Origin of the sequence: Azospirillum brasilense (assembly GCF_003349955.1) — a bacterium.
Lineage (GTDB): Bacteria > Pseudomonadota > Alphaproteobacteria > Azospirillales > Azospirillaceae > Azospirillum > Azospirillum brasilense_B.
Genome location: NZ_QLKQ01000018.1, coordinates 18124 through 39269, shown reverse-complemented (window position 1 = coordinate 39269; position 21146 = coordinate 18124). Strand labels below are relative to the sequence as shown.

The following is a 21146-nucleotide window of genomic DNA, read 5'->3' as shown; positions in this document are numbered from 1 at the left end:
GGTTTGGCCGATCACCCGGCCGCGCCGCGATGGCGGTCAAACCCGCGCGTGCTCCACAAGGACTCCGTCGCTCATTTCCAGCACCCGGTCCATGCGGTTCGCCAGTTCCAGATTGTGGGTGGCGATCAGCGCGCCGACGCGGGCCTGCCGGACGATGGAAGTCAGCATGGCAAAGACCCCCTCCGCCGTGTGCGGGTCGAGGTTGCCCGTCGGCTCGTCGGCGATCAGCAGGCCCGGCCCGTTGGCCAGCGCGCGGGCAATGGCGACCCGCTGCTGCTCGCCGCCCGACAGGCGGGCCGGACGGTGGCCGGCGCGCGGCTCCAGCCCGACCATGCGCAGCAGTTCAAGGGCGCGCTCGCGGGCGGTGCGCTTCGGAACACCGTTGATCATCTGCGGCAGCACGATGTTCTCCAGCGCGGAGAATTCCGGCAGCAGGTGATGGAACTGGTAGACGAAGCCGACCGAGCGGCGGCGCACCTCGGTCCGCTTCCCGTCGTCCAGGGCGGACACGTCGGTCCCGGCGATCCGCACGGTGCCGGCGGTCGGCCGCTCCAGCAGGCCGGCGATGTGCAGCAGGGTCGATTTGCCGGCGCCCGACGGGCCGACCAGGGCGACCAGCTCGCCGGCATGGACGGTCAGCTCCGCCCCGCGCAGCACCTGAAGCTCGGTCCCCGCCTGCTCGAAGGTGCGGACGATCCCCGACAGTTCCAGCATCGGCTCACTCATAGCGCAGGGCCTCCACCGGATCGAGACGCGCCGCCCGCCAGGACGGGTAGACGGTCGCGGCGAAGGACAGGCCCAGCGCCATCAGCGTGACCTGAACCACCTCCGACCAGTCGATCTTGGCCGGCAGCTGCGACAGGAAATAAATCTCGGCGTTGAACAGGTTGGTGCCGGTCAGCGCCTGGATGCCCTGGCGGATCGTCTCGATGTTGAGCGCGAAGGACACGCCGAGCGCCACGCCGACCAGCGTCCCCGCCACCCCCACCGAGGCGCCGGACAGGAAGAAGATGCGCATGATCATGCCGCGGGTGGCGCCCATGGTGCGCAGGATGGCGATGTCCCGTCCCTTGTCCTTCACCAGCATGATCAGGCTGGAGATGATGTTGAAGGCGGCCACGGTGATGATCAGCGACAGGATCAGAAACATCACGTTGCGCTCGACCTGGAGCGCCGTGAAGAAGCTGGCGTTGGACTGCTGCCAGTCGACCACCCGCCCCACCCCGGCCACCGCCGACTGGATGGCGTCGCGCGCCGCGCGGATCTGCGTCGGGTCGTTGACGAAGACCTCCAGCGAGGTCACCGCTTCGCCCGTGCGGAAGAAGGCCTGGGCCTCCGGCAAGGGCAGGAAGATGAAGCTGTTGTCGTACTCGAACATGCCGACGTCGAACACCGCGCCGATGGTGAAGCTGCGCATCCGCGGCACTGTGCCGAAGGCGGTGACGTTGCCCTGCGGCGCGATCAGGGTGAGCTGGTCACCGACCGCCAGACCAAGCCGCTGCGCCATGCGGATGCCGATGGCGATGTTGTCCTCGCCGAAAGCCTCCGCCGTGCCGCGCACGATGTTGCGGGACAGCGTCGGGCGCACCCGGAAGTCCTCCGGTCGCACCCCGCGCACCACAGCACCCGAGGCGACGCCGCGCACCGACACCAGCGCCTGCCCCTCGACCGTCGGCGTCACCCCGACCACGCCGGGCACGCCCTGGAGCCGCTGCACCAGCGGGTCGTAGTCGGGCAGCGGCCCTCCGCGGGCGCTGTAGACGTTGAGGTGGCCGTTCAGGCCGAGCACGCGGCCCAGAAGCTCCGCCCGGAAGCCGTTCATCACCGACATCACGATGATCAGCGTCGCCACGCCGAGCGCGATGCCCAGCAGCGAGAATCCCGCGATGACCGAGATGAACCCTTCCTGGCGGCGCGCCCGCAGATAGCGCATCGCGACCATGCGTTCGAAGGCGGAGAAGATCATGCGGCTCCCGATGAGCGAAGGGCGGGCGACGATGGCCCGGCAAAAGCAAAGGCGGCGGACCGCAACCAGTCCGCCGCCCCGCAACATAAGTGCTTAACCGTGGCAGGAAAAGGGCGACCTTCCAGCGACCTTCGAAGGCGCCCGCTCCCCTTCCTAAATCCCCTCTCCCCTCCGCTCACGCGCAAACGAAGTTTGCGCTGACGCGACAGGCGGACCTTCGGTCCGCCGAAAGCGGGGAGAGGGTTAGGGTGAGGGGGGTGCGCGCGGCGCCACGTTCGGCACAAGCGCAACCCCCTCACCGGCCCTCCGGGCCACCCTCTCCCCAGAGGGGAGAGGGCTAAATGGCAAAGCGCGGAACTTTGATTACAGCGCCCGCTCCCCCGCCCCACGGTGTTACGCCGAGAGCTTCTCCAGCGCGCTTTCCACCGACAGCTCCTGCTTCTCGCCGGTGGCGCGGCGCTTCAACTCGACCACGCCGTTCTTCAGGCCGCGCGGCCCGACGACGAGCTGCCACGGCAAGCCGATCAGGTCCATGTCGGCGAACTTCACGCCCGGACGCTCGTCGCGGTCGTCGTACAGCACGTCCAGCCCGTTGGCGCGGAGCTTGTAGTACAGCTCCTGGCAGACGCGGTCGGTCTCGGCGTCGCCGACCTTCAGGTTGACGAGGCCGACGTTGAAGGGCGCCACGGAGTCCGGCCAAATGATGCCGTTGTCGTCGTGGCTGGCCTCGATGATGGCGCCCATCAGGCGCGACACGCCGATGCCGTAGGAGCCCATCTCGACCGGGACCGGATCGCCGCCCGGACCGGCGACGACGGCGTTCATCGGCTTCGAGTACTTGGTGCCGAAGTTGAAGATGTGGCCGACCTCGATGCCGCGGGCCGACACCAGATCCGACTCCGCGACCGGGCAGTTGCCGGGCTCGTGCTTCTCGTCGGTGGCGGCGTAGATCGAGGTGTAGGTGTCGAAGAAGGGCTGCAGGTCCTCGTCGAAGCCCGGCGCGTTCTGCAGCACGTCCAGGGTCAGCCAGTCCTTGTGGCAGAAGACGCCGCTCTCGCCGGTCTCGGCCAGGATGATGAACTCGTGGCTGAGGTCGCCGCCGATCGGGCCGGTGTCGGCGCGCATCGGGATCGCCTTCAGCCCCATGCGGGCGAAGGTGCGCAGATAGGCCAGGAACATCTTCTGGTACGAGCGCCGGGCGCTGGCCGGGTCGATGTCGAAGCTGTAGGCGTCCTTCATCAGGAACTCGCGGCCGCGCATCACGCCGAAGCGAGGGCGGATCTCGTCCCGGAACTTCCACTGGATGTGGTAGAGGTTCAGCGGAAGCTGGCGGTAGCTCTTCACGAAGGCGCGGAAGATGTCGGTGATCATCTCCTCGTTCGTGGGACCGAACAGCATCTCACGGTCATGGCGGTCGGTGATGCGCAGCATCTCCTTGCCGTAGTCGTCGTAGCGGCCGCTTTCCTTCCACAGCTCCGCCGACTGGATGGTCGGCATCAGCAGTTCCTGGGCGCCGGCGGCGTCCTGCTCCTCGCGGACGATCTGCTCGATCTTCTTCAGCACCCGGTGGCCCAGCGGCAGCCAGGCGTAAATGCCGGCGCTGGTCTGGCGGATCATCCCGGCCCGCAGCATCAGGCGGTGCGAGACGATCTGCGCCTCGGTCGGGGTCTCCTTGAGGGTCGGCAGGAAGAAGGTGGACAGCCGCATGGCTCTGCTCTCGGTTTCGAGGGGATTCGTCCGGCGGTGCGCCGGTCCGCAACAGGGAGAGCGACTTTAGGAAGCCACCGCGCGCTTGTCCATCGTCACGGCGCGCATCCGCGGGCGAACCGCCCTATCGGGTGGTGCGGCAATAGGCGTAGACCTCGGCCTCGCTCGGCGCGCCGATGGGCTGGCCGTTGAAATAGAGCCGGTTGGCGTACCAGGTCAGATAGCCGACCTCAACGCCCGGCGCCGCGGCACCCTGCGGCACCGGGAAGCCCATGCGGCGGGCGAAATCGACGGTCACCGGGATGTCGAACCGCTCCAGCGGCGGTGCGGTCCCGGCCGAGCCCGGCAGGTCGGCGGGGGCCACCGCCTTGCCGTTCACGTCCAGGCCCGGCGTGTACTCCACCCCGGCCGCCGGGCGATGCGCCGTCAGGAACTGACAGGCGGACAGGTCGATCGGCTGCGCCACCGCCCCATTGGAAAGCGTCAGAAACGCGACGAGGAGAGGAGCGGAGCGGCGGATCATGGCGGACCTCAGCCTTGGGCGGCGGCGGATTGCTTCATGGATTTCCAGTAGGTGGCGAGATAGGGCATGCCCTTCTCCGCCTCCTCCTGGGTGCGGGCCGACTGGCGGATGTACTTGCCGAGGAAGGGCTTGTTCACGAACTCCATGTCGACGGCCGCCTTCAGCACCAGGAATTCGCCGATCCGGTCCGGCAGATTGTAATGCCATTTCTGCAGGCATTCCGAGGTCACCCCCGGTTTGGCCTGGTCCTGGCCCGACAGGTAGAATTCCTGGTGATGGTACTGGTTGATCTCCTTCCAGGCCTTGAAGATGCGCGCCGGCTTCACGCGGACCAAACCCTTCAGCACCTTGATGTCGTCATGGAACAGCGGCAGGTAGCCGCGGCGCTCAGCCTGCTCGTTCAGCATGGTGTAGAGGCCGGCCATCACGTCGCCCTCCGCGCCTGAATCGCTGGTCTTCTTTTCCGGCTTGTCCGCCTTGCGGCCGAACAGTGAGGCGAAAAAGCCCTTCTTCTTGGCCGGCGCCGAGGAGCCGCTGTCCGCCCCCACCTTCCGCTCGTCCCACAGCGCGTCCCAGGCGTAATCCCAGGCGGTGAAGACGGCGTTGGAGCGGTCGTCGAGGACGGTCAGCAGATAGTCGCGCCCGTCGCGCGGCCAATCCACGTCGCCGACGATGGCCCGCACCGGACGGCGGCTGAGCAACACCGGGAAGATCCCGACGCGCACCAGCTCGGCGTAGATTTCCTGAAAGGACGGGGTCAGGGCAAAGGGGAGCTTGGCCGCCGGCTGCTCTTCGGGGGTCAGCAGTTCAAGACTTTTGCGGGTACGGTCAAGCAGTTCGGTGGTCAGAATGGCCGCGAACTGCTCGAACTTCTCGTTATCACCCGCGGTCATCGGCGCCTCGGCATCGTTCTCCCCGCTGACGGCCGCAAATTCCGGCTGCGAACGCCGCCGCATTTGAATCCAAAGCCGGAACGGACGCTCGCCCGCCTCCCGCACAGTAGGATGAGCTATACCCGCAAAGGGTTAATTCATTCTGTACCGAAGCACAACGGTCCGTCTGCCTACGGACGAAGGTGATCGTGGGCGCCGTGAACCGGATCGGGGCGAAAAAAGGACCGCGCGGCGGTTGCGGCGCGGCCCGAGGTTTAGGGAGGAATCGCCACCAGGCGTCGGAAAAGAGGGAAGAACCCCTCTCGTCACACCAAATACATTGAACTCGACCCCACCCGATGACAAGACGGAATTTGGACTAAACCAAGTCGTCACTGAAGAATTCGCAGATTTCGCCCAAGACATAGGCGGTTGATTACGTCATAGGCTGCGTTATGCCTGATTTATGAGCGTTGTATCCTGCGAACCCCTGCCGAACGGCGGCCATCCAAGGGGGATCGAGCGCCGCGACTTCGGACCAGACCGGGCAGCGGGGCTGATGCGCGCCCGGCAGATAGCCGAGGCTCATCAGGAATTCGCCGGTGATCTCGCCGCCGGTGAAGCGGAAGGTGCGCTTGAACAGGCGAACCCACTCCGCCTTGCCCAAAGGGTGATGGGCGCGCAGCCAGCCGTCGAACGAGCCGTGGGTTTCGCGCAGGGTCACGATCCGCCGCGCGTTCTCGATGGCGGCGTCGACCTTCAGCCGGTTGCGGATGATGCCGGGATCGGCCAGCAGCCGCTCCCGCTCCACCTCGCCGTAGGCGGCGACGCGGTCGATGTCGAAGCCGTCGAAGGCGGCGCGAAAGGCCTCGCGCTTCTTCAGGATGGTCAGCCAGGACAGGCCCGCCTGATTGATCTCCAGAATCAGCCGTTCGAACAGCACCCGGTCGTCGGCGCTGGGAAACCCGTACTCGGTGTCGTGGTAGGGGCCGTGATGCGCGTGGCCGGGCGCCACGTCGCAATAGGTCAGACTCACGCGAGGGCTCCATCCGGGAGTGGGATCAGTGCGGCTTGGCCATCTCGCGGAAGGAAATCAGGTCCGACTGCACGATGCCGAAGATGACCAGCCACACCACCGCCGCGACCAGCGTCGTGGCGGCGAATTTCAGGAGGATGCGCGGACGCTCCGGCGCGCTGCTCGCCATGCCCGGCTCGGGCTGGGCCGGGGTGCGCACGCCCCAGGGCAGCACCGCGAACAGCACCACCCACCAGACGACCACATAGACGCTGATGCCCGTCACCCAGCCCATGGCAGCCTCCCTTCGTCTCAGGCCTGCTCCAGCTCGACCAAGGTCCCGCAGAAGTCCTTGGGGTGCAGGAACAGCACCGGCTTGTCATGAGCGCCGATCTTCGGCTCGCCGTCGCCCAGAACGCGAGCGCCCTGCGCCTTCATCCGGTCGCGGGCGGCCAGGATGTCGTCCACCTCGTAGCAGATGTGATGGATGCCGCCGGACGGGTTCTTTTCCAGGAAGCCGGCGATCGGCGACTTTTCGCCGAAGGGATGGAGCAGCTCGATCTTCGTGTTGGGCAGCTCGACGAAGACGACGGTGACTCCGTGCGGCGGCAGGTCCACCGGCTGGGACACCGCGGCGCCCAGCGTGTCGCGGTAGAGCGCGGTCGCCGCCGTCAGATCCGGCACGACGATGGCGACGTGGTTCAGCTTCCCGATCATGGGTCCTCCCGAAAGGCGTAAAGTCGGAAACGCTTATACACGGACGAGATGCACGTCCGTCACCGGCTTCTTGCCGTGCGTCGCGTTGAAGCAGCGGCGGACGGCGATGCGGGCGGCGGCGCGCACCTGTTCGTCGTCGGCGCGGGCCGATTTCGGCATCTCGGCGACGGCCTCGCGCACCGCGTCCACCACGTCGAGCAGCATGTCGCGGTCCGCCGAGTCGTCGAGCAGCCCCATCACCGCGATCTGCGGCGCGGTCACCAGCTCGCCCTTGCCGTTCATCACCAGCGTCACCACGGCGGCGCCGTTGTGGACCATCCGGTGGCGCGCCCGCATCAGCCCGGTGTCGAGCGGGATCAGCCGCTTGCCGTCCAGCGCCATGCGGCCGGAGCGAACCTGCGCCACCACCCGCGGCGGCGCGTCGGGCGCCAGCCGGATCAGGTCGCCGTTGCCGGGGACCAGAGACTCCGGCACCTGACAGGCGCGGGCCAGCTTGGCGTGCTCCAGCTGGTGGCGCTGCTCACCGTGGACCGGCATGGCGATGCGCGGGCGCACCCACTGGTACATGCGGACCAGCTCGTCCTGCGCGGGGTGGCCGGACACATGGACCGGCGCCTCGTCGGCGGTGACGATGCGGATGCCTTGCCCCACCAGCAGGTTCTGCATGCGGCCGATGGCCCGCTCATTGCCGGGAATCTCGCGCGAGGAAAAGATCACCACGTCGCCGCGCTGCAGCGACACCTGTGGATGGTCGTCCGACGCGATGCGGGCAAGGGCGGAGCGCGGCTCGCCCTGGCTGCCGGTGCAGACCAGCACCAGCTTGTCGCGCGGCACGTAGTTGGCGTCATGCTCGGTCAGGAAGGCCGGCAGGTCGGCGAGATAGCCGTTGGAGCGCGCGGCCTCGTTGATCCGCCACATCGACCGCCCGACCAGCGCGACGTGGCGGCCGTGCGCCGCCGCCGCGTGGGCGATGCTCTCGAGCCGCGCGACGTTGGTGGCGAAGCAGCTCACCGCAACGCGCACATCGGGGAACTGCCCGATCAGCTCGGTCAGCGTCTTGCGTACGTTGCCTTCCGACCCGGAGCTGCCGGGCACCAGGGCGTTGGTGCTGTCGCCGATCAGCGCCAGCACCCCCTCGTCGCCGATGGCGCGCAGCCGCTCCTCGTCGGCCGCCTTGCCCACCAGCGGCTCGGGGTCGAGCTTCCAGTCGCCGGTGTGCAACACCGTGCCGGCGGCGGTGCGGATCGCCAGGGCGTTCGGTTCCGGAATGGAATGGGTGACCGTCACATACTCGACGGAGAAGGGGCCGACTTCGATGGTGCTGCCCAGCGCCACCTCGTGGACCGGCACCACCCCGGCCAGCCCGCGCTCGTGCAGCTTCGCGCGCAGGACGGCGGCGGTGAAGGGCGTGCAGTAGACGGGCACGCGGAGCTGCGGCCACAAATACTGGATGGCCCCCAGGTGATCCTCGTGCGCGTGCGTCACCACGATGCCCACGAGGTCGTGCCGGCGCTCCGCGATGAAGGCGGGGTCCGGCATGATGACGTCCAGCCCCGGCATCGTGTCGTCCGCGAAGGAGATGCCGAGATCCACCATCAACCACTTGCCGCGATGGCCGTAGAGGTTGAGGTTCATGCCGATCTCGCCCGAACCGCCCAGCGGCAGGAAGTAGAGCGCGTCGTCCTCGGGAGCGAACAGGTCGCCGTCTCCCTCGACCGGGTGGACGGAGGGAGCGGAGTCGGGATGGGTCATTGGGCCGTGTTGCGCTTGTGGATCAGGAGGAGGCCGCGCAGCGTGAGTTCGCCGTCGGTGTGTTCGATTACATGGGTTGCCTTGGCGAAAAGCACACCCAGCCCTCCGGTCGCGACGACCGTCATCGGCTCGCCGTACTCCGCCCGGATGCGGTTGACCAGCCCTTCGATCAGGCCGACATAGCCCCAGAAGACGCCGGACTGCATGCATTCGACGGTGTTGGTGCCGATGACGTGGCCCGGCTGCTGGATCTCGACGCGGGGCAGCTTGCTCGCCGCCATCTGCAGCGCCTCCAGCGACAGGTTAAGGCCGGGCGCGATGACGCCGCCGCGGTAATTGCCGTCGCGGTCGACCACGTCGAAGGTCGTCGCGGTGCCGAAATCGATGACGATCAGCGGCGTCTTGTAGGTGGCCGCCGCCGCCACCGTGTTGACCAGCCGGTCGGCGCCGACCTCGTCCGGCCGGTCCACCAGCGCGCGGGTGCCGAGATCGACCCCCGGCTGGCCGACCACCAGGGGCTCGCAGCCGAAATGATCCTTGCACAGGCGCTTCAGGTTGAAGGTGGCGCCGGGCACCACGCTGGCGATGATGGCGCTGTCGATGTCCGCCGGGCGCAGCCCCTTCAGCGCCATCAGGTGGGTCATCCACACCATGTACTCGTCGGCGGTGCGCTTCTTGTCGGTCGCCGTGCGCCACAGGCCGCGCTGTTGGTCGCCCTCATAGATCGCGAACACCACGTTGGTGTTTCCGGCGTCGATGGCGAGCAGCATCTCTCAGGTCTCCACCGCGGGTGGGAAAAACACGTCTCCGGCGGCGATGCGCTGGCGCCCCGCCCCGTCATCCCGATCAAGCAACAGAACGCCGTCGCTGTCCAGATCGGCGAAGGTACCGGTCAGCGTGCGGTCCGGCAGACGGACGACGATGGGCTCGCCCAGACCCCGCGCCCGCTTCAGCCAAGCGGCGCGCACGGGGGCGAAGCCATGTGCCGTCCAGACGCCGTACCAGCGGGCCAACTGCTCGGCGTAGATCTCCAGCAGGGCCGCGGGCTGGAGCGCCGGGGCGCCCTCCGCCGCCAGCGAGGTGGCGGCGTAGTCGGTGCCCTCGGGAAAATGCCGCAGGTTGATGCCGACGCCGAGCACCAGCCAGGAGATCCCTCCCCCGGCCGCAGCCTCCGACTCGAGCAGGATGCCGGACAGCTTGCGGCCGTGCACCAGAACGTCGTTCGGCCATTTGCAGCGCACACCGTCGGGATCGGGAAGGACGGCGGCGGCGGTGTCGGCGATGGCGAGCGCCGCCACGAACGAAATCTGCGCCGCCTCGGCCGGCGGGCGCGAGGGACGCAGTATGGTCGAGCTGTAGAGATTGCCTTCCGGCGAGGTCCAGGCCCGGCCGCGACGGCCACGGCCCGACTCCTGCCGCTTGGCCCAGACGATGGTGCCTTCGGCAGCCCCCGAACGCGCGAAGGCCTTCGCCTCGTCGTTCGTGCTGCCGACGGAGTCGAAGGCCATCACCCGGAAGCCCGGAGGCAGGCGCAAACGCGCCGCCTCCGCTTCGTTGCCTGCCGTCATCCGGCGAACAGCGAGGCCGCCGCCGCCGCCGCGTAGTTCAGGATCGGCGCCGGAACCACGAAGAACAGCAGCGTGAACAGGCCGGTGGCGATCAGGATGCCGGTCATCCCGTCGTCGCCGATCTTGTCGAACGCCTCCACCGGCTCATCGAAGTACATGATCTTGATGATGCGCAGATAGTAGAAGGCGCCCACGACGCTGGTCAGAACGCCGACCACCGCCAGCGTGTAGAGCTGCGCCTCGATGGCGGCCAGGAAGACGTAGAGCTTGCTGAAGAAGCCGGCCATCGGCGGGATGCCCGCCATGGAGAACATGAACACCGCCATCGCGCCCGCCAGCAGCGGGTTGGTGCGCGACAGGCCGGCGAGGTCCTTGATCTCCTCGACCATGCGGCCCTGCTGCTTCATGCACAGGATGACCGCGAAGGTGCCGATGTTCATGACGATGTAGACCGCCATGTAGATCAGCACGCCGCGCACGCCTTCCTGGGTGCCGGAGGCAAGGCCGACCAGGGCGTAGCCGACGTGGCCGATGGAGCTGTAGGCCATCAGCCGCTTGATGTTGCTCTGGGTGATCGCCGCGAAGGCGCCGAGCGACATCGAGAGGATCGAGCTGACGATGATGATCTGCTGCCACTGGTGGGCCAGATGACCGAACGGCTCGATCAGCAGGCGGGTGAACAGCGCGATGGCGGCGACCTTCGGGGCGGCGGCGAAGAAGGCCGTGACCGGGGTCGGCGCGCCCTCGTAGACGTCCGGCGTCCACATGTGGAACGGAACGGCGGAAATCTTGAAGGCCAGGCCGGCGGCGACGAAGACCAAGCCGATGATGACGCCCACCGACGGATGCGCGCCACCGGCGAACAGGGCGGCGATCTTGTCGAAGGAGGTCGTGCCGGCGAAGCCGTAGACCATCGAGGCGCCGTACAGCAGCATGCCCGAGGAGAGCGAGCCGAGCACGAAGTACTTAAGGCCCGCTTCCGACGACTTGGCACTGTCGCGGCGGAAGGCGGCGATGACATAGAGCGCAAGGCTCTGAGTCTCCAACCCGACATAGAGGGAGATGAGGTCGTTGGCCGACACCATCATCAGCATGCCGAGGGTGGCGAAGAGCATCAGCACCGGGAACTCGAACCGGGCCATCTTCTCGCGCTCATTGAAGCCGAGCGCGAGGAGGACCGACAGCGAGGCGGCGACGAGGATCAGCACCTTCATGAAGACGCCGAAGGCGTCCATCACGAAGAGGCCGTTGAAGGTGACGACCCGGCCGGTGCCGTAGCCCATGGTCAATATGGCGGCCAGCAGCAGCGCCACCATCGTCATGTAGCCGATGGGGCGCGTGAAGCCGTCGCCGCGGAACACGCCGATCAGCAGCAGGGCCATGCCGGCGCAGGCGAGGAAGATTTCCGGCAGGGCCGGCCAGATGTCGGGAAACACAGCGGTCATGTCGGAACCTCTAGCGCGCGGCGACGGAGACGTCGGCCCCGCCCTGAGCGGCGGCCAGCTTGGTCTGGTAGGTCTGGATCAGCTGCCCGACCGACGCCGAGGTGACGTTCAGGAAGCTGTTCGGGTAGACGCCCATCCACAGCACCACGACGATCAGCGGCAGGAAGATGGCAACCTCGCGGGTGTTCAGGTCGAACATCGCGCGGACGTCCGCCTTGACCAGCTTGCCGTACACGACGCGGCGGAACAGCCACAGCGCGTAGGCCGGGCCCAGGATCAGGCCGGTGGCGGCCAGGAAGGCGACCCAGGTGTTGTCGCGGAAGGCGCCGAGCAGGACCAGGAACTCGCCGACGAAGCCGGAGGTGCCCGGCAGGCCGACCGAGGCCATGGTCATGAACAGGAAGACCACCGCGTATTTCGGCATGTTCTTCACCAGACCGCCGTAGCGGGCGATCTCGCGGGTGTGCAGCCGGTCATAGACGACGCCGACGCAGAGGAAGAGCGCGCCCGAGACGATGCCGTGCGACAGCATCGTGAAGATCGAGCCCTCGATGCCCTGCTGGTTCAGCGCGAACATGCCGATGGTGACGAAGCCCATGTGGGCGACGGACGAATAGGCGATCAGCTTCTTCATATCCTCCTGCGCCAGGGCGACGAGGGAGGTGTAGATCACCGCGACGATCGACAGGGCGTAGACCATCGGGGCGAAATACTCGGTCGCCTCGGGCAGCATCGGGATGTTGAAGCGCAGGAAGCCGTAGCCGCCCATCTTCAGCAGAACGCCGGCCAGGATGACCGACCCGGCGGTCGGCGCCTCGACGTGGGCGTCGGGGAGCCAGGTGTGCACCGGCCACATCGGCACCTTCACCGCGAAGGACGCGAAGAAGGCCAGCCACAGCCAGAGCTGCATGTTGCGCGGGAAATGGGTCGCCGTGATCGTCGGGATGTCCGTCGTGCCGGCCGCGAAGTACATGGCCAGGATGGCCAGCAGCATCAGGACCGAGCCGAGCAGCGTGTAGAGGAAGAACTTGAACGCCGCGTAGACGCGCCGCGCCCCGCCCCAGACACCGATGATCAGGAACATCGGGATCAGCACGCCCTCGAAGAACATGTAGAAGAGGACGAAGTCCAGCGCGCAGAACATCCCCACCATGAGGGTTTCCAGCACGAGGAAGGCGATCATGTATTCCTTCACCCGGGTCTGCACCGCCTCCCAGGAGGAGAGGATGCAGAGCGGCATCAGGAAGGTCGAGAGGATGACGAACAGCATCGAAATGCCGTCCACACCCATGTGGTAGGAGATCCCGAATTCGGGGATCCACGCCGCCTTCTCCACGAGCTGGTAGCCCGGGTTGCGCGGGTCGAAGTTGAACCAGATGAACAGCGACAGGACGAAGGTGATGACCGTCGTCCAGAGCGCGACGTAACGGACGTTCCGAACCACATCCGGCGTGTTGCCCCTGCAGAAGAGCAGGATCAGCGCCACACCGGCCAGCGGCAGGAAGGTCGTGAACGACAGGAGCGGCCAGCTAGCCATTGTTCTTGTTCCCCTTCAAACCGCTCAACCGAACACAGACAGCCAGGCGACCAGCAGCACCACGCCGATCACCATCGCGAAGGCGTAGTGATAGACGTAGCCGGACTGGAGGCGGCTGGCGCGCGCCGCGACGTCGCGGGTGACGGCGGCGATTCCGTCCGGACCGACACCGTCGATCACGGCGCCGTCGCCGGATTTCCACAGGCCGTAGCCCAGATACTTGGCCGTACGCACGAACAGACGGTCGTACAGCTCGTCGAAGTACCACTTGTTGTACAGGAACTGGTGCACGCCGCGGAACGTGCCGGCGACCTTCTCGGGCAGGCCCGGGATCGCCATGTACATGATGTAGGCGAGCGCGATGCCGATCAGGCCGACGACCAGCGGGGCCAGCTTGACCCAGCCCGGGGTGTGGTGGTGGGCCGCCTCGATGCTGTTGTTGTCCGCCAGCACCAGGATGGTCTTGCCCCAGAAATGCTCCATGCTGTGGCCGATGAACAGCTCGTGGAAGCCGAAGCCGGCGAACAGCGCGCCCACGGCCAGGACACCCAGCGGGATCAGCATGACGATCGGCGATTCGTGGGCATGGTCGAAGACCGACTTCTCCATCCGCGGCTTGCCGTGGAAGGTCATGAACAGCAGGCGCCAGGAGTAGAAGGCGGTCAGCAGGGCCGCGGCGATGCCGAGCGCGAAGGCGAACTTGCCGACCGGGCTGGCCGAGGCGAAGGCCGCCTCCAGGATCATGTCCTTGGAGTAGTAACCGGCGAAGAAGGGCAGACCGGCCAGCGCGAGGTTGCCGATCCACATCACCGCGTAGGTGAAGGGGATCTTCCGCCAGACGCCGCCCATGTTGCGCATGTCCTGCTCATGGTGCAGGGCGTGGATCACCGAACCGGCGCCGAGGAACAGCAGCGCCTTGAAGAAGGCGTGCGTGAACAGGTGGAACATCGCGGCACCGTAGGCGGAGACGCCGGCGGCGAAGAACATGTAGCCGAGCTGGCTCATGGTCGAATAGGCGATGACGCGCTTGATGTCGAACTGGGTGAAACCGATCGTCGCCGCGACGAAGGCCGTCAGGGCGCCGACCACGGCCACGATCTCCAGCGCCGTCGGGGCGTATTCGAAGACCGGGGACAGGCGGCAGACCATGAAGACGCCGGCGGTCACCATGGTGGCCGCGTGGATGAGCGCCGACACCGGGGTCGGGCCCTCCATGGCGTCCGGCAGCCAGGTGTGCAGGCCGAGCTGGGCCGACTTGCCCATGGCGCCGATGAAGAGCAGCAGGCAGGTGATGGTCAGCGCGTCGAAGTTCCAGCTGAGGAAATGCAGCGTCTGGCCGGCCAGCTCCGGCGCCTTGGCGAAGATCGCGTCGAACTGGACCGAGCCCGTCAGCACGAAGATCGCGAAGATGCCGAGCACGAAGCCGAAGTCGCCGACGCGGTTGACCAGGAACGCCTTGATCGCCGCGTTGTTGGCCGAGGGCTTCTCGTACCAGAAGTTGATGAGCAGGTAGGAGGCGAGGCCCACGCCCTCCCAGCCGAAGAAGAGCTGCACGAGGTTGTCGGCCGTCACCAGCATCAGCATGGCGAAGGTGAACAGCGACAGGTACCCCATGAAGCGCGGCTTCTGCGGGTCCTCGGCCATGTAGCCGATGGAGTAGAGGTGGACCATCGACGACACGGTGTTGACCACCACCAGCATGACGGCGGTGAGCTGGTCGACGCGCAGCGCCCAGGACAGGTCCAGGCCGCCGCTGCGAATCCAGCTCATCAGCTCGATCGTGCGGGGATGGCCGCCGACGGCGACGTCGAAGAACAGCACCCAGGACAGGATCGCGGAGAGCAGGACGGCACCGGTGGTGACGAACTGCGCGGCGCGGTCGCCCACGGTGGGCGGCCCGGCGACGACGTGATGGTCGTCGTGGCCGTCGTCGTGATGCTCCTCGTGAGCGTGCGCGTCATGGCCATGACCGTGGTCATGCCCATGGTGATCGTGGTGACCGGCGTGCGCCGGCTCCGCCTTCGGCCCGCCGAACAGGGCGATGGAACCCGCGACGAGGAACGCCAGGAGCGGGAGGAATACGACAAGGACTTCCATGGCGCTGCCTTAGCCCCTCATCAGATTGATGTCTTCGACCCGGATGGAGCCGCGGTTGCGGAAGTACACCACCAGGATGGCGAGACCGATGGCCGCCTCGGCGGCGGCGACGGTCAGGATGATCATGGAGAAGACCTGCCCGACCAGATCGTTCAGGAAGACCGAGAACGACACCAGATTCAGGTTCACGGCGAGCAGCATCATCTCGATCGACATCAGGATGATGATGACGTTCTTCCGGTTGAGGAAGATGCCGAGGACGCCGAGCGTGAAGATGATGGCCGAGACCGTCAGATAATGCCCGAGACCGATTTCCATGATCACACGCCCTCCCCGGTCGGCACCTTGCGGATGGCGACCACGTCCTCGCGCCGACGGGCGAGCTGGGAGCCGATGTTCTGCTTCCGGACACCCTCGCGCTGACGCAGGGTCAGGACGATGGCGCCGATCATGGCGATCAGCAGCACGATGCCCGACGCCTGGAACAGATAGACGTAGTGGGTGTAGATCAGCTGTCCGAGCTGCTCGGTGTTGGTCGCACCGGGCATCGCCGCGACCGGCGCCGAGGCGGCCTTCTCCGCGGCCGGCGCGATGATCCAGCCGCCGAGCACGGCGGCCAGCTCGGCCAGCAGGATAAGACCGATCAGCCCGCCGATCGGCAGGTACTGGAGCGCGCCCGCCCGCAGCTCGCGGAAGTTGATGTCGAGCATCATCACCACGAACAGGAACAGCACCGCGACCGCGCCCACATAGACGATCACCAGGATCATCGCGATGAACTCGGCCCCGAGCAGCACGCACAGGCCGGCGGCCTGGAAAAAGGCCAGGACCAGATAAAGGACCGAATGAACCGGATTCCGCGCCGAGATGACCATCACACCGGAGGCCACCAGCAGCGCAGCAAAGACGTAGAAGGCGATGCCTTGAACAATCATCGTTATCCCCGTTTCCGCTTACCGCACTGCAAAGACTTACCGGTACGGCGCCTCGGCCGCGAGGTTCTGGGCGATTTCCGCTTCCCAGCGGTCGCCGTTCGCCAGCAGCTTCTGCTTGTTGTAGAAAAGCTCTTCACGGTTCTCGGTGGAGAACTCGAAGTTCGGACCCATCACGATGGCGTCCACCGGGCAAGCCTCCTGGCAATAGCCGCAGTAGATACACTTCGTCATGTCGATGTCGTAGCGCGTGGTGCGGCGGCTGCCGTCCTCACGCGGTTCGGCCTCAATGGTGATGGCCAGGGCCGGACACACCGCCTCGCACAGCTTGCAGGCGATGCAGCGCTCCTCGCCGCCGGGATACCGGCGCAGGACGTGCTCGCCGCGGAAGCGGGGGCTGATGGGGCCCTTTTCGAACGGGTAGTTCAGGGTCACCTTGGGCTTGAACATGTAGCGCAGGGTGAGCCCGAGGCCGCCCAACAGTTCGGTCAGGAACAGGCTGCGCGCCGCACGATCGAGGAACGCCATGGCCTCTTCGTCTCCTTCCTAGCGGGCGCCCCGTTCCGGGTGACGCCCGCGCTTTCTCTTTGAAACTCGATCCGATGGTCCGTTCAGGCGCCGGTCACTTGGGCAGCCAGCCGAACGTCACCAGCACGCCGGCCGTCAGCACGACCCACAGCAGCGAGAACGGCAGGAACACCTTCCACCCCAGACGCATCAGCTGGTCGTAGCGGTAGCGCGGCATGGTCGCGCGGACCCACACATAGACGAACAGGCAGAAGGCGATCTTCAGGGCGAACCAGATCGGGCCGGGGATCCAGGTGAAGGGCGCGAACGGCAGCGGCGGCAGCCAGCCTCCCAGGAACAGGATGCTGGTCATCGCGCTCATCAGGATCATGTTGGCGTATTCGCCAAGGAAGAAGAGCGCGAAGGGAGCCGAGCTGTATTCCACCATGAAGCCGGCAACCAGCTCCGACTCGCCTTCCGGCAGGTCGAAGGGGGAGCGGTTGGTTTCCGCCAGCGCCGAGATGAAGAAGATGACGAACATCGGCAGCAGCGGGATGGCGAACCAGATCGTCTCCTGCGCCTCGACGATCTTCGTCAGGTTCAGCGAGCCGACGCAGAGCAGGACGGAGATGATCACGAGGCCCATCGAGACCTCGTAGGACACCATCTGCGCCGCCGAGCGCAGCGCGCCGAGGAAGGCGTAGCGCGAGTTCGACGCCCAGCCGGCCATCACGATGCCGTACACGCCCAGCGACGAGATCGCGAACAGGTACAGGATGCCGACGTTGATGTCGGCCAGCACCATGCCGTAGTCGAAGGGAATGACCGCCCAGGCGACCAGCGCCAGGAAGAAGGTCAGCATCGGCGCCAGATAGAACACGAAGCGGTTCGCGCCGACCGGCAGGATCTGCTCCTTCGCGAACAGCTTCAGGCCGTCCGCGAACGGCTGCAGGAGTCCAAACGGGCCGACGATGTTCGGACCCTGGCGGAGCTGCATGGCGCCCATGATCTTACGCTCGGCGTAGGTCATGAAAGCCACGGCCACCAGGAGCGGCACGACGATCGCCAGGATCTTGAGGACGATGATGATCAGCGGCAGAAGGAAGCCGCTCCAGAACTCAGCCATGGGTACCGGTCCTCTCCTGAGCGCTCTCGGCGGGCTTCACAAACGTCTCGGCGCAACGAGCCATGGTCACCGAGGCGCGGCTGATCGGATCGGTCATGTAGTAGTTCGCGACCGACGAGAAGAAGGGCGAGTCGTCGACCAGTCCTTCCACGCCGAACGGCGCCCAGGGGGCCGGCGTGACCGTGCCGACCGCCGCGAAGACCGGGTTGACCTCGGCCAGACGGCGACGGATCTGGGTCAGGCTGTCGTAGGGCAGCTTGTGGCCGAGCTGTTCCGACAGGGCGCGCAGGATCTTCCAGTCCTCCCGCGCCTCGCCGGGCGGGAAGGTGGCGAGACGCGCCTGCTGCGGACGGCCCTCGGTGTTGACGTAGAGGGCGTTCTTCTCGGTGTAGGCGGCACCCGGCAGGATGACGTCGGCGCGGTGGGCGCCCTTGTCGCCGTGATGGCCCTGGTAGACCACGAAGGCGTTGCCGAGGGCGGCGGTGTCGATCTCGTCGGCGCCCAGCAGGTACACCACGTCGATCTCGCCCTTCCCTGCCCCCTCGACGATGCCGGCGGTGCCGCGACCGCCCTCGCCCGGCAGGAAGCCGATGTCGAGACCGCCGACGCGGGACGCCGCCGTGTGCAGCACGTTGAAGCCGTTCCAGCCGTCCTGCACCACGTTGAAGGTCTCGGCCAGCTTGCGCACCGCGGCCTGGACGGCGGCGCCGTCCTTGCGGCGGAAGGCGCCGGCGCCGAGGATGACCATCGGGTTCTTGGCGCCGCGCAGAACGTCGGCGAAGGCGTGCGTGCCGTCGACGAGCTGCTGCAGGGCGTTGGTGCCCGTGCCGAGATGGCTGTACGGGTAGGTCAGCTCGCGGGCCTCGCCGATCACCGCCACCTTCAGGCCACCCATCAGGTAGCGCTTGCGGATGCGGGCGTTGACGATGGTGGCTTCCCAACGCGGGTTGGTGCCGACCAGCAGGATGACGTCCGCCCGCTCGATCCCGGCGATGCCGCTGTTGAACAGGTAGCCGGCGCGGGCCGACGTGTCGAACAGGGCGCCGTCCTGGCGGCAGTCGATGTTGGCCGAGCCGAGGCCCGCCATCAGCTCCTTGAGCGCCAGCATGGATTCGGTGTCGGCCAGATCGCCGGCGATGGCGGCGATGCGGTTGCCCGGAACACCCTTGACCTTGGCGGCGACGGCCTGGAAGGCCTCGGCCCAGGTCGCCGGCTGGAGCTTGCCGTCCTTGCGGACGTAGGGGCGGTCGAGACGCTGGCGCTTCAGCCCGTCATAGGCGAAGCGGGTCTTGTCGGCGATCCACTCCTCGTTGACGTCCTCGTTGACGCGCGGCAGAACGCGCATCACCTCGGGGCCGCGGGTGTCGACGCGGATGTTCGAACCGACCGCGTCCAGAACGTCGACCGTCTCGGTCTTGCGCAGCTCCCACGGACGGGCCGTGAAGGCGTAGGGCTTGGACAGCAGCGCGCCCACCGGACAGACGTCGGCGAGGTTGCCCGACAGCTCCGACCCGATGGCCTTCTCGACGAAGGTGGTGATCTCCATGTGCTCGCCGCGGTTCACCGCACCGAGGTCGGGAACGCCGGCGATCTCGTTCACGAAGCGGATGCAGCGCGTGCAGTGGATGCAGCGCGTCATCTCGGTCCGGATCAGCGGCCCCATGTACTTGTCCTGGACGGCGCGCTTGTTCTCGCCGTAGCGGCCACGGTCGAAGCCGTAGGCCATCGCCTGGTCCTGGAGATCGCACTCGCCGCCCTGGTCGCAGATCGGACAGTCCAGCGGGTGGTTGATCAGCAGGAATTCCATGACGCCCTTGCGGGCCTTGTGCACGAGCTCGGTGTTGGTCTTGACGACCATCCCGTCGCCGCAGGGCATGGCGCAGGCGGCCACCGGCTTCGGCGCGCGCTCCATCTCCACGAGGCACATGCGGCAGTTCGCCGGCACGCTCAGACGCTCGTGGTAGCAGAAGCGCGGGATCTCGATGCCCAGCTGTTCGCAGGCCTGCAGGATCGAGGTGCCCGGCTCGACTTCGATCTCGATCCCGTCGATGGTGAGTTTCGGCATTGGAAACCGGGCTCCTTACTCGGCCGCCAAGGACTTGGCGGCGTTGCGGTAGTCGAGGATGCGGCGCTCGACCTCCGGCCGGAAATGCCGGAACAGGCCCTGGATCGGCCAGGCCGCGGCATCGCCGAGCGCGCAGATGGTGTGCCCCTCGATCTGTTTGGTGACCTCCAGCAGCATGTCGATTTCCTCGACGCGCGCGTTGCCGGTCACCATGCGCTGCATGATGCGGTTCATCCAGCCGGTGCCTTCGCGGCACGGCGTGCACTGGCCGCAGCTCTCATGGGCGTAGAACTGGGACAGGCGGGCGATGGCCTTCACCACGTCGGTGGACTTGTCCATCACGATCACCGCCGCGGTGCCCAGGCCCGAGCGCACGTCGCGCAGGCTGTCGAAGTCCATCAGGACCGTGTCGCAGATCGACTTCGGCAGCAGCGGCACCGACGAACCGCCGGGGATGATCGCCAGCAGGTTGTCCCACCCGCCGCGCACGCCGCCGGCGTGCTTCTCGATCAACTCCTTCAGCGGGATGCCCATCTCCTCTTCCACGTTGCACGGCTTGTTGACGTGCCCGGAGATGCAGAAGAGCTTGGTACCGGTGTTCTTCGGACGGCCGAGACCGGCAAACCACGCGGCGCCACGGCGCAGGATGGTCGGAACCACCGCGATGGACTCGACGTTGTTCACCGTGGTCGGGCAGGAATAAAGACCGGCCTGGGCGGGGAACGGCGGCTTGTTGCGCGGCTGGCCCTTCTTGCCCTCGATGGACTCGATGAGCGCGGTCTCCTCGCCGCAGATGTAGGCACCCGCGCCGCGGTGGATGTAGATGTCGTAGTCGTAGCCGGTGCCGCAGGCGTTCTTGCCGATCAGCCCCGCCTCGTACGCCTCGTCGATAGCGCGCTGGACGTTGGAGCCCTCGTTGTAGAACTCGCCGCGGATGTAGATGTAGCAGGCCGAGGCGCCGATGGCGAAACCGGCGATCAGGCAGCCTTCGATCAGCTTGTGCGGATCGTGGCGCAGGATGTCGCGGTCCTTGCAGGTGCCCGGCTCGCCCTCGTCGGCGTTGATGACGAGGTAGACCGGCTTGTCCGTGACGTTCTTCGGCATGAAGGACCACTTCATGCCCGTCGAGAAGCCGGCGCCGCCACGTCCGCGCAGGCCGGATTCCTTGACCTGCTCGATGATCCACTCTTTGCCCTGGGCGATCAGAGCCTTGGTGTTGTCCCAGTCACCACGCTTCCGGGCGGCGTCCAGGCCGAAGCTCTGGTAGCCGTACAGGTTGGTGAAAATGCGGTCCTCGTCGCGAAGCATCGCATCCCC

The 21146-nt window shown here is 66.8% G+C and carries 20 protein-coding genes; all 20 read right to left on the bottom strand.

Translation table 11 applies throughout. The features are described from left to right. Positions 1–36: 36 nt before the first annotated feature. The 20 genes from DXK32_RS10540 to nuoF all read right to left on the bottom strand — a co-directional run bounded on the left by DXK32_RS10540 (position 37) and on the right by nuoF (position 21137). A complete protein-coding gene (locus DXK32_RS10540) occupies positions 37–726 on the bottom strand; it encodes an ABC transporter ATP-binding protein (protein ID WP_172428642.1) in 690 nt (229 codons plus the stop codon). Then, on the bottom strand, positions 719–1966 hold the full coding sequence (locus DXK32_RS10535; RefSeq protein ID WP_114858457.1) for a lipoprotein-releasing ABC transporter permease subunit: 1248 nt from the start codon (positions 1964–1966) through the stop codon (positions 719–721). Before DXK32_RS10535 ends, DXK32_RS10540 begins: the two co-directional genes overlap by 8 nt. 393 nt (positions 1967–2359) lie before the next feature. Then, complete coding sequence (gene proS / locus DXK32_RS10525; RefSeq protein WP_114858456.1) at positions 2360–3673, bottom strand: proline--tRNA ligase; 1314 nt, start codon at positions 3671–3673, stop codon at positions 2360–2362. Between the two features lie 124 nt (positions 3674–3797). Beyond that, on the bottom strand, positions 3798–4196 hold the full coding sequence (locus tag DXK32_RS10520; RefSeq protein WP_114858455.1) for a hypothetical protein: 399 nt from the start codon (positions 4194–4196) through the stop codon (positions 3798–3800). An 8-nt stretch (positions 4197–4204) separates the two neighbouring features. Next, positions 4205–5089 carry a hypothetical protein gene (locus tag DXK32_RS10515; protein WP_114858503.1) on the bottom strand — a complete coding sequence of 295 codons (885 nt, stop codon included), beginning with the start codon at positions 5087–5089 and terminating at the stop codon, positions 4205–4207. 415 nt (positions 5090–5504) lie between these two features. Then, positions 5505–6104, bottom strand: coding sequence for a DNA-3-methyladenine glycosylase I (locus DXK32_RS10510; protein WP_114858454.1), 600 nt, complete (start codon positions 6102–6104; stop codon positions 5505–5507). A 25-nt stretch (positions 6105–6129) separates the two neighbouring features. Continuing rightward, on the bottom strand, positions 6130–6378 hold the full coding sequence (locus DXK32_RS10505) for a DUF1467 family protein (protein WP_014240138.1): 249 nt from the start codon (positions 6376–6378) through the stop codon (positions 6130–6132). Between the two features lie 17 nt (positions 6379–6395). Further along, complete coding sequence (mce, locus tag DXK32_RS10500) at positions 6396–6800, bottom strand: methylmalonyl-CoA epimerase (RefSeq protein ID WP_038528376.1); 405 nt, start codon at positions 6798–6800, stop codon at positions 6396–6398. A 33-nt stretch (positions 6801–6833) separates the two neighbouring features. Continuing rightward, positions 6834–8552 (bottom strand): ribonuclease J, encoded by a 1719-nt coding sequence (locus DXK32_RS10495; protein ID WP_114858453.1) that lies wholly within the window; start codon positions 8550–8552, stop codon positions 6834–6836. Then, positions 8549–9322 (bottom strand): type III pantothenate kinase, encoded by a 774-nt coding sequence (locus DXK32_RS10490; RefSeq protein ID WP_114858452.1) that lies wholly within the window; start codon positions 9320–9322, stop codon positions 8549–8551. The genes DXK32_RS10495 and DXK32_RS10490 overlap by 4 nt, the downstream gene beginning before the upstream one ends. 3 nt (positions 9323–9325) lie before the next feature. Continuing rightward, positions 9326–10120 carry a biotin--[acetyl-CoA-carboxylase] ligase gene (locus DXK32_RS10485; RefSeq protein WP_114858451.1) on the bottom strand — a complete coding sequence of 265 codons (795 nt, stop codon included), beginning with the start codon at positions 10118–10120 and terminating at the stop codon, positions 9326–9328. Then, a complete protein-coding gene (nuoN, locus tag DXK32_RS10480; protein WP_114858450.1) occupies positions 10117–11565 on the bottom strand; it encodes an NADH-quinone oxidoreductase subunit NuoN in 1449 nt (482 codons plus the stop codon). The genes DXK32_RS10485 and nuoN overlap by 4 nt, the downstream gene beginning before the upstream one ends. 10 nt (positions 11566–11575) lie before the next feature. Next, entirely contained in the window at positions 11576–13102 is a 1527-nt protein-coding gene (locus tag DXK32_RS10475; RefSeq protein ID WP_014240132.1) for an NADH-quinone oxidoreductase subunit M, read from the bottom strand. A 24-nt stretch (positions 13103–13126) separates the two neighbouring features. Continuing rightward, positions 13127–15199 carry an NADH-quinone oxidoreductase subunit L gene (gene nuoL / locus DXK32_RS10470; protein WP_114858449.1) on the bottom strand — a complete coding sequence of 691 codons (2073 nt, stop codon included), beginning with the start codon at positions 15197–15199 and terminating at the stop codon, positions 13127–13129. Between the two features lie 9 nt (positions 15200–15208). After that, positions 15209–15517: an NADH-quinone oxidoreductase subunit NuoK gene (gene nuoK, locus DXK32_RS10465; RefSeq protein WP_014240130.1), complete on the bottom strand. Its 309-nt coding sequence runs from the start codon at positions 15515–15517 to the stop codon at positions 15209–15211. 2 nt (positions 15518–15519) lie between these two features. Then, the gene (locus tag DXK32_RS10460) at positions 15520–16134 is read right to left on the bottom strand and encodes an NADH-quinone oxidoreductase subunit J (protein ID WP_114858448.1); all 615 of its coding nucleotides are present in this window, start codon (positions 16132–16134) and stop codon (positions 15520–15522) included. Between the two features lie 36 nt (positions 16135–16170). Beyond that, a complete protein-coding gene (gene nuoI, locus DXK32_RS10455; RefSeq protein ID WP_014240128.1) occupies positions 16171–16659 on the bottom strand; it encodes an NADH-quinone oxidoreductase subunit NuoI in 489 nt (162 codons plus the stop codon). Between the two features lie 94 nt (positions 16660–16753). Next, positions 16754–17764 carry an NADH-quinone oxidoreductase subunit NuoH gene (gene nuoH / locus DXK32_RS10450; protein WP_014240127.1) on the bottom strand — a complete coding sequence of 337 codons (1011 nt, stop codon included), beginning with the start codon at positions 17762–17764 and terminating at the stop codon, positions 16754–16756. Further along, a complete protein-coding gene (gene nuoG, locus DXK32_RS10445; RefSeq protein WP_114858447.1) occupies positions 17757–19829 on the bottom strand; it encodes an NADH-quinone oxidoreductase subunit NuoG in 2073 nt (690 codons plus the stop codon). Before nuoG ends, nuoH begins: the two co-directional genes overlap by 8 nt. Before the next feature lie 15 nt (positions 19830–19844). Next, complete coding sequence (gene nuoF, locus DXK32_RS10440; protein WP_014240125.1) at positions 19845–21137, bottom strand: NADH-quinone oxidoreductase subunit NuoF; 1293 nt, start codon at positions 21135–21137, stop codon at positions 19845–19847. Positions 21138–21146 lie beyond the last annotated feature (9 nt).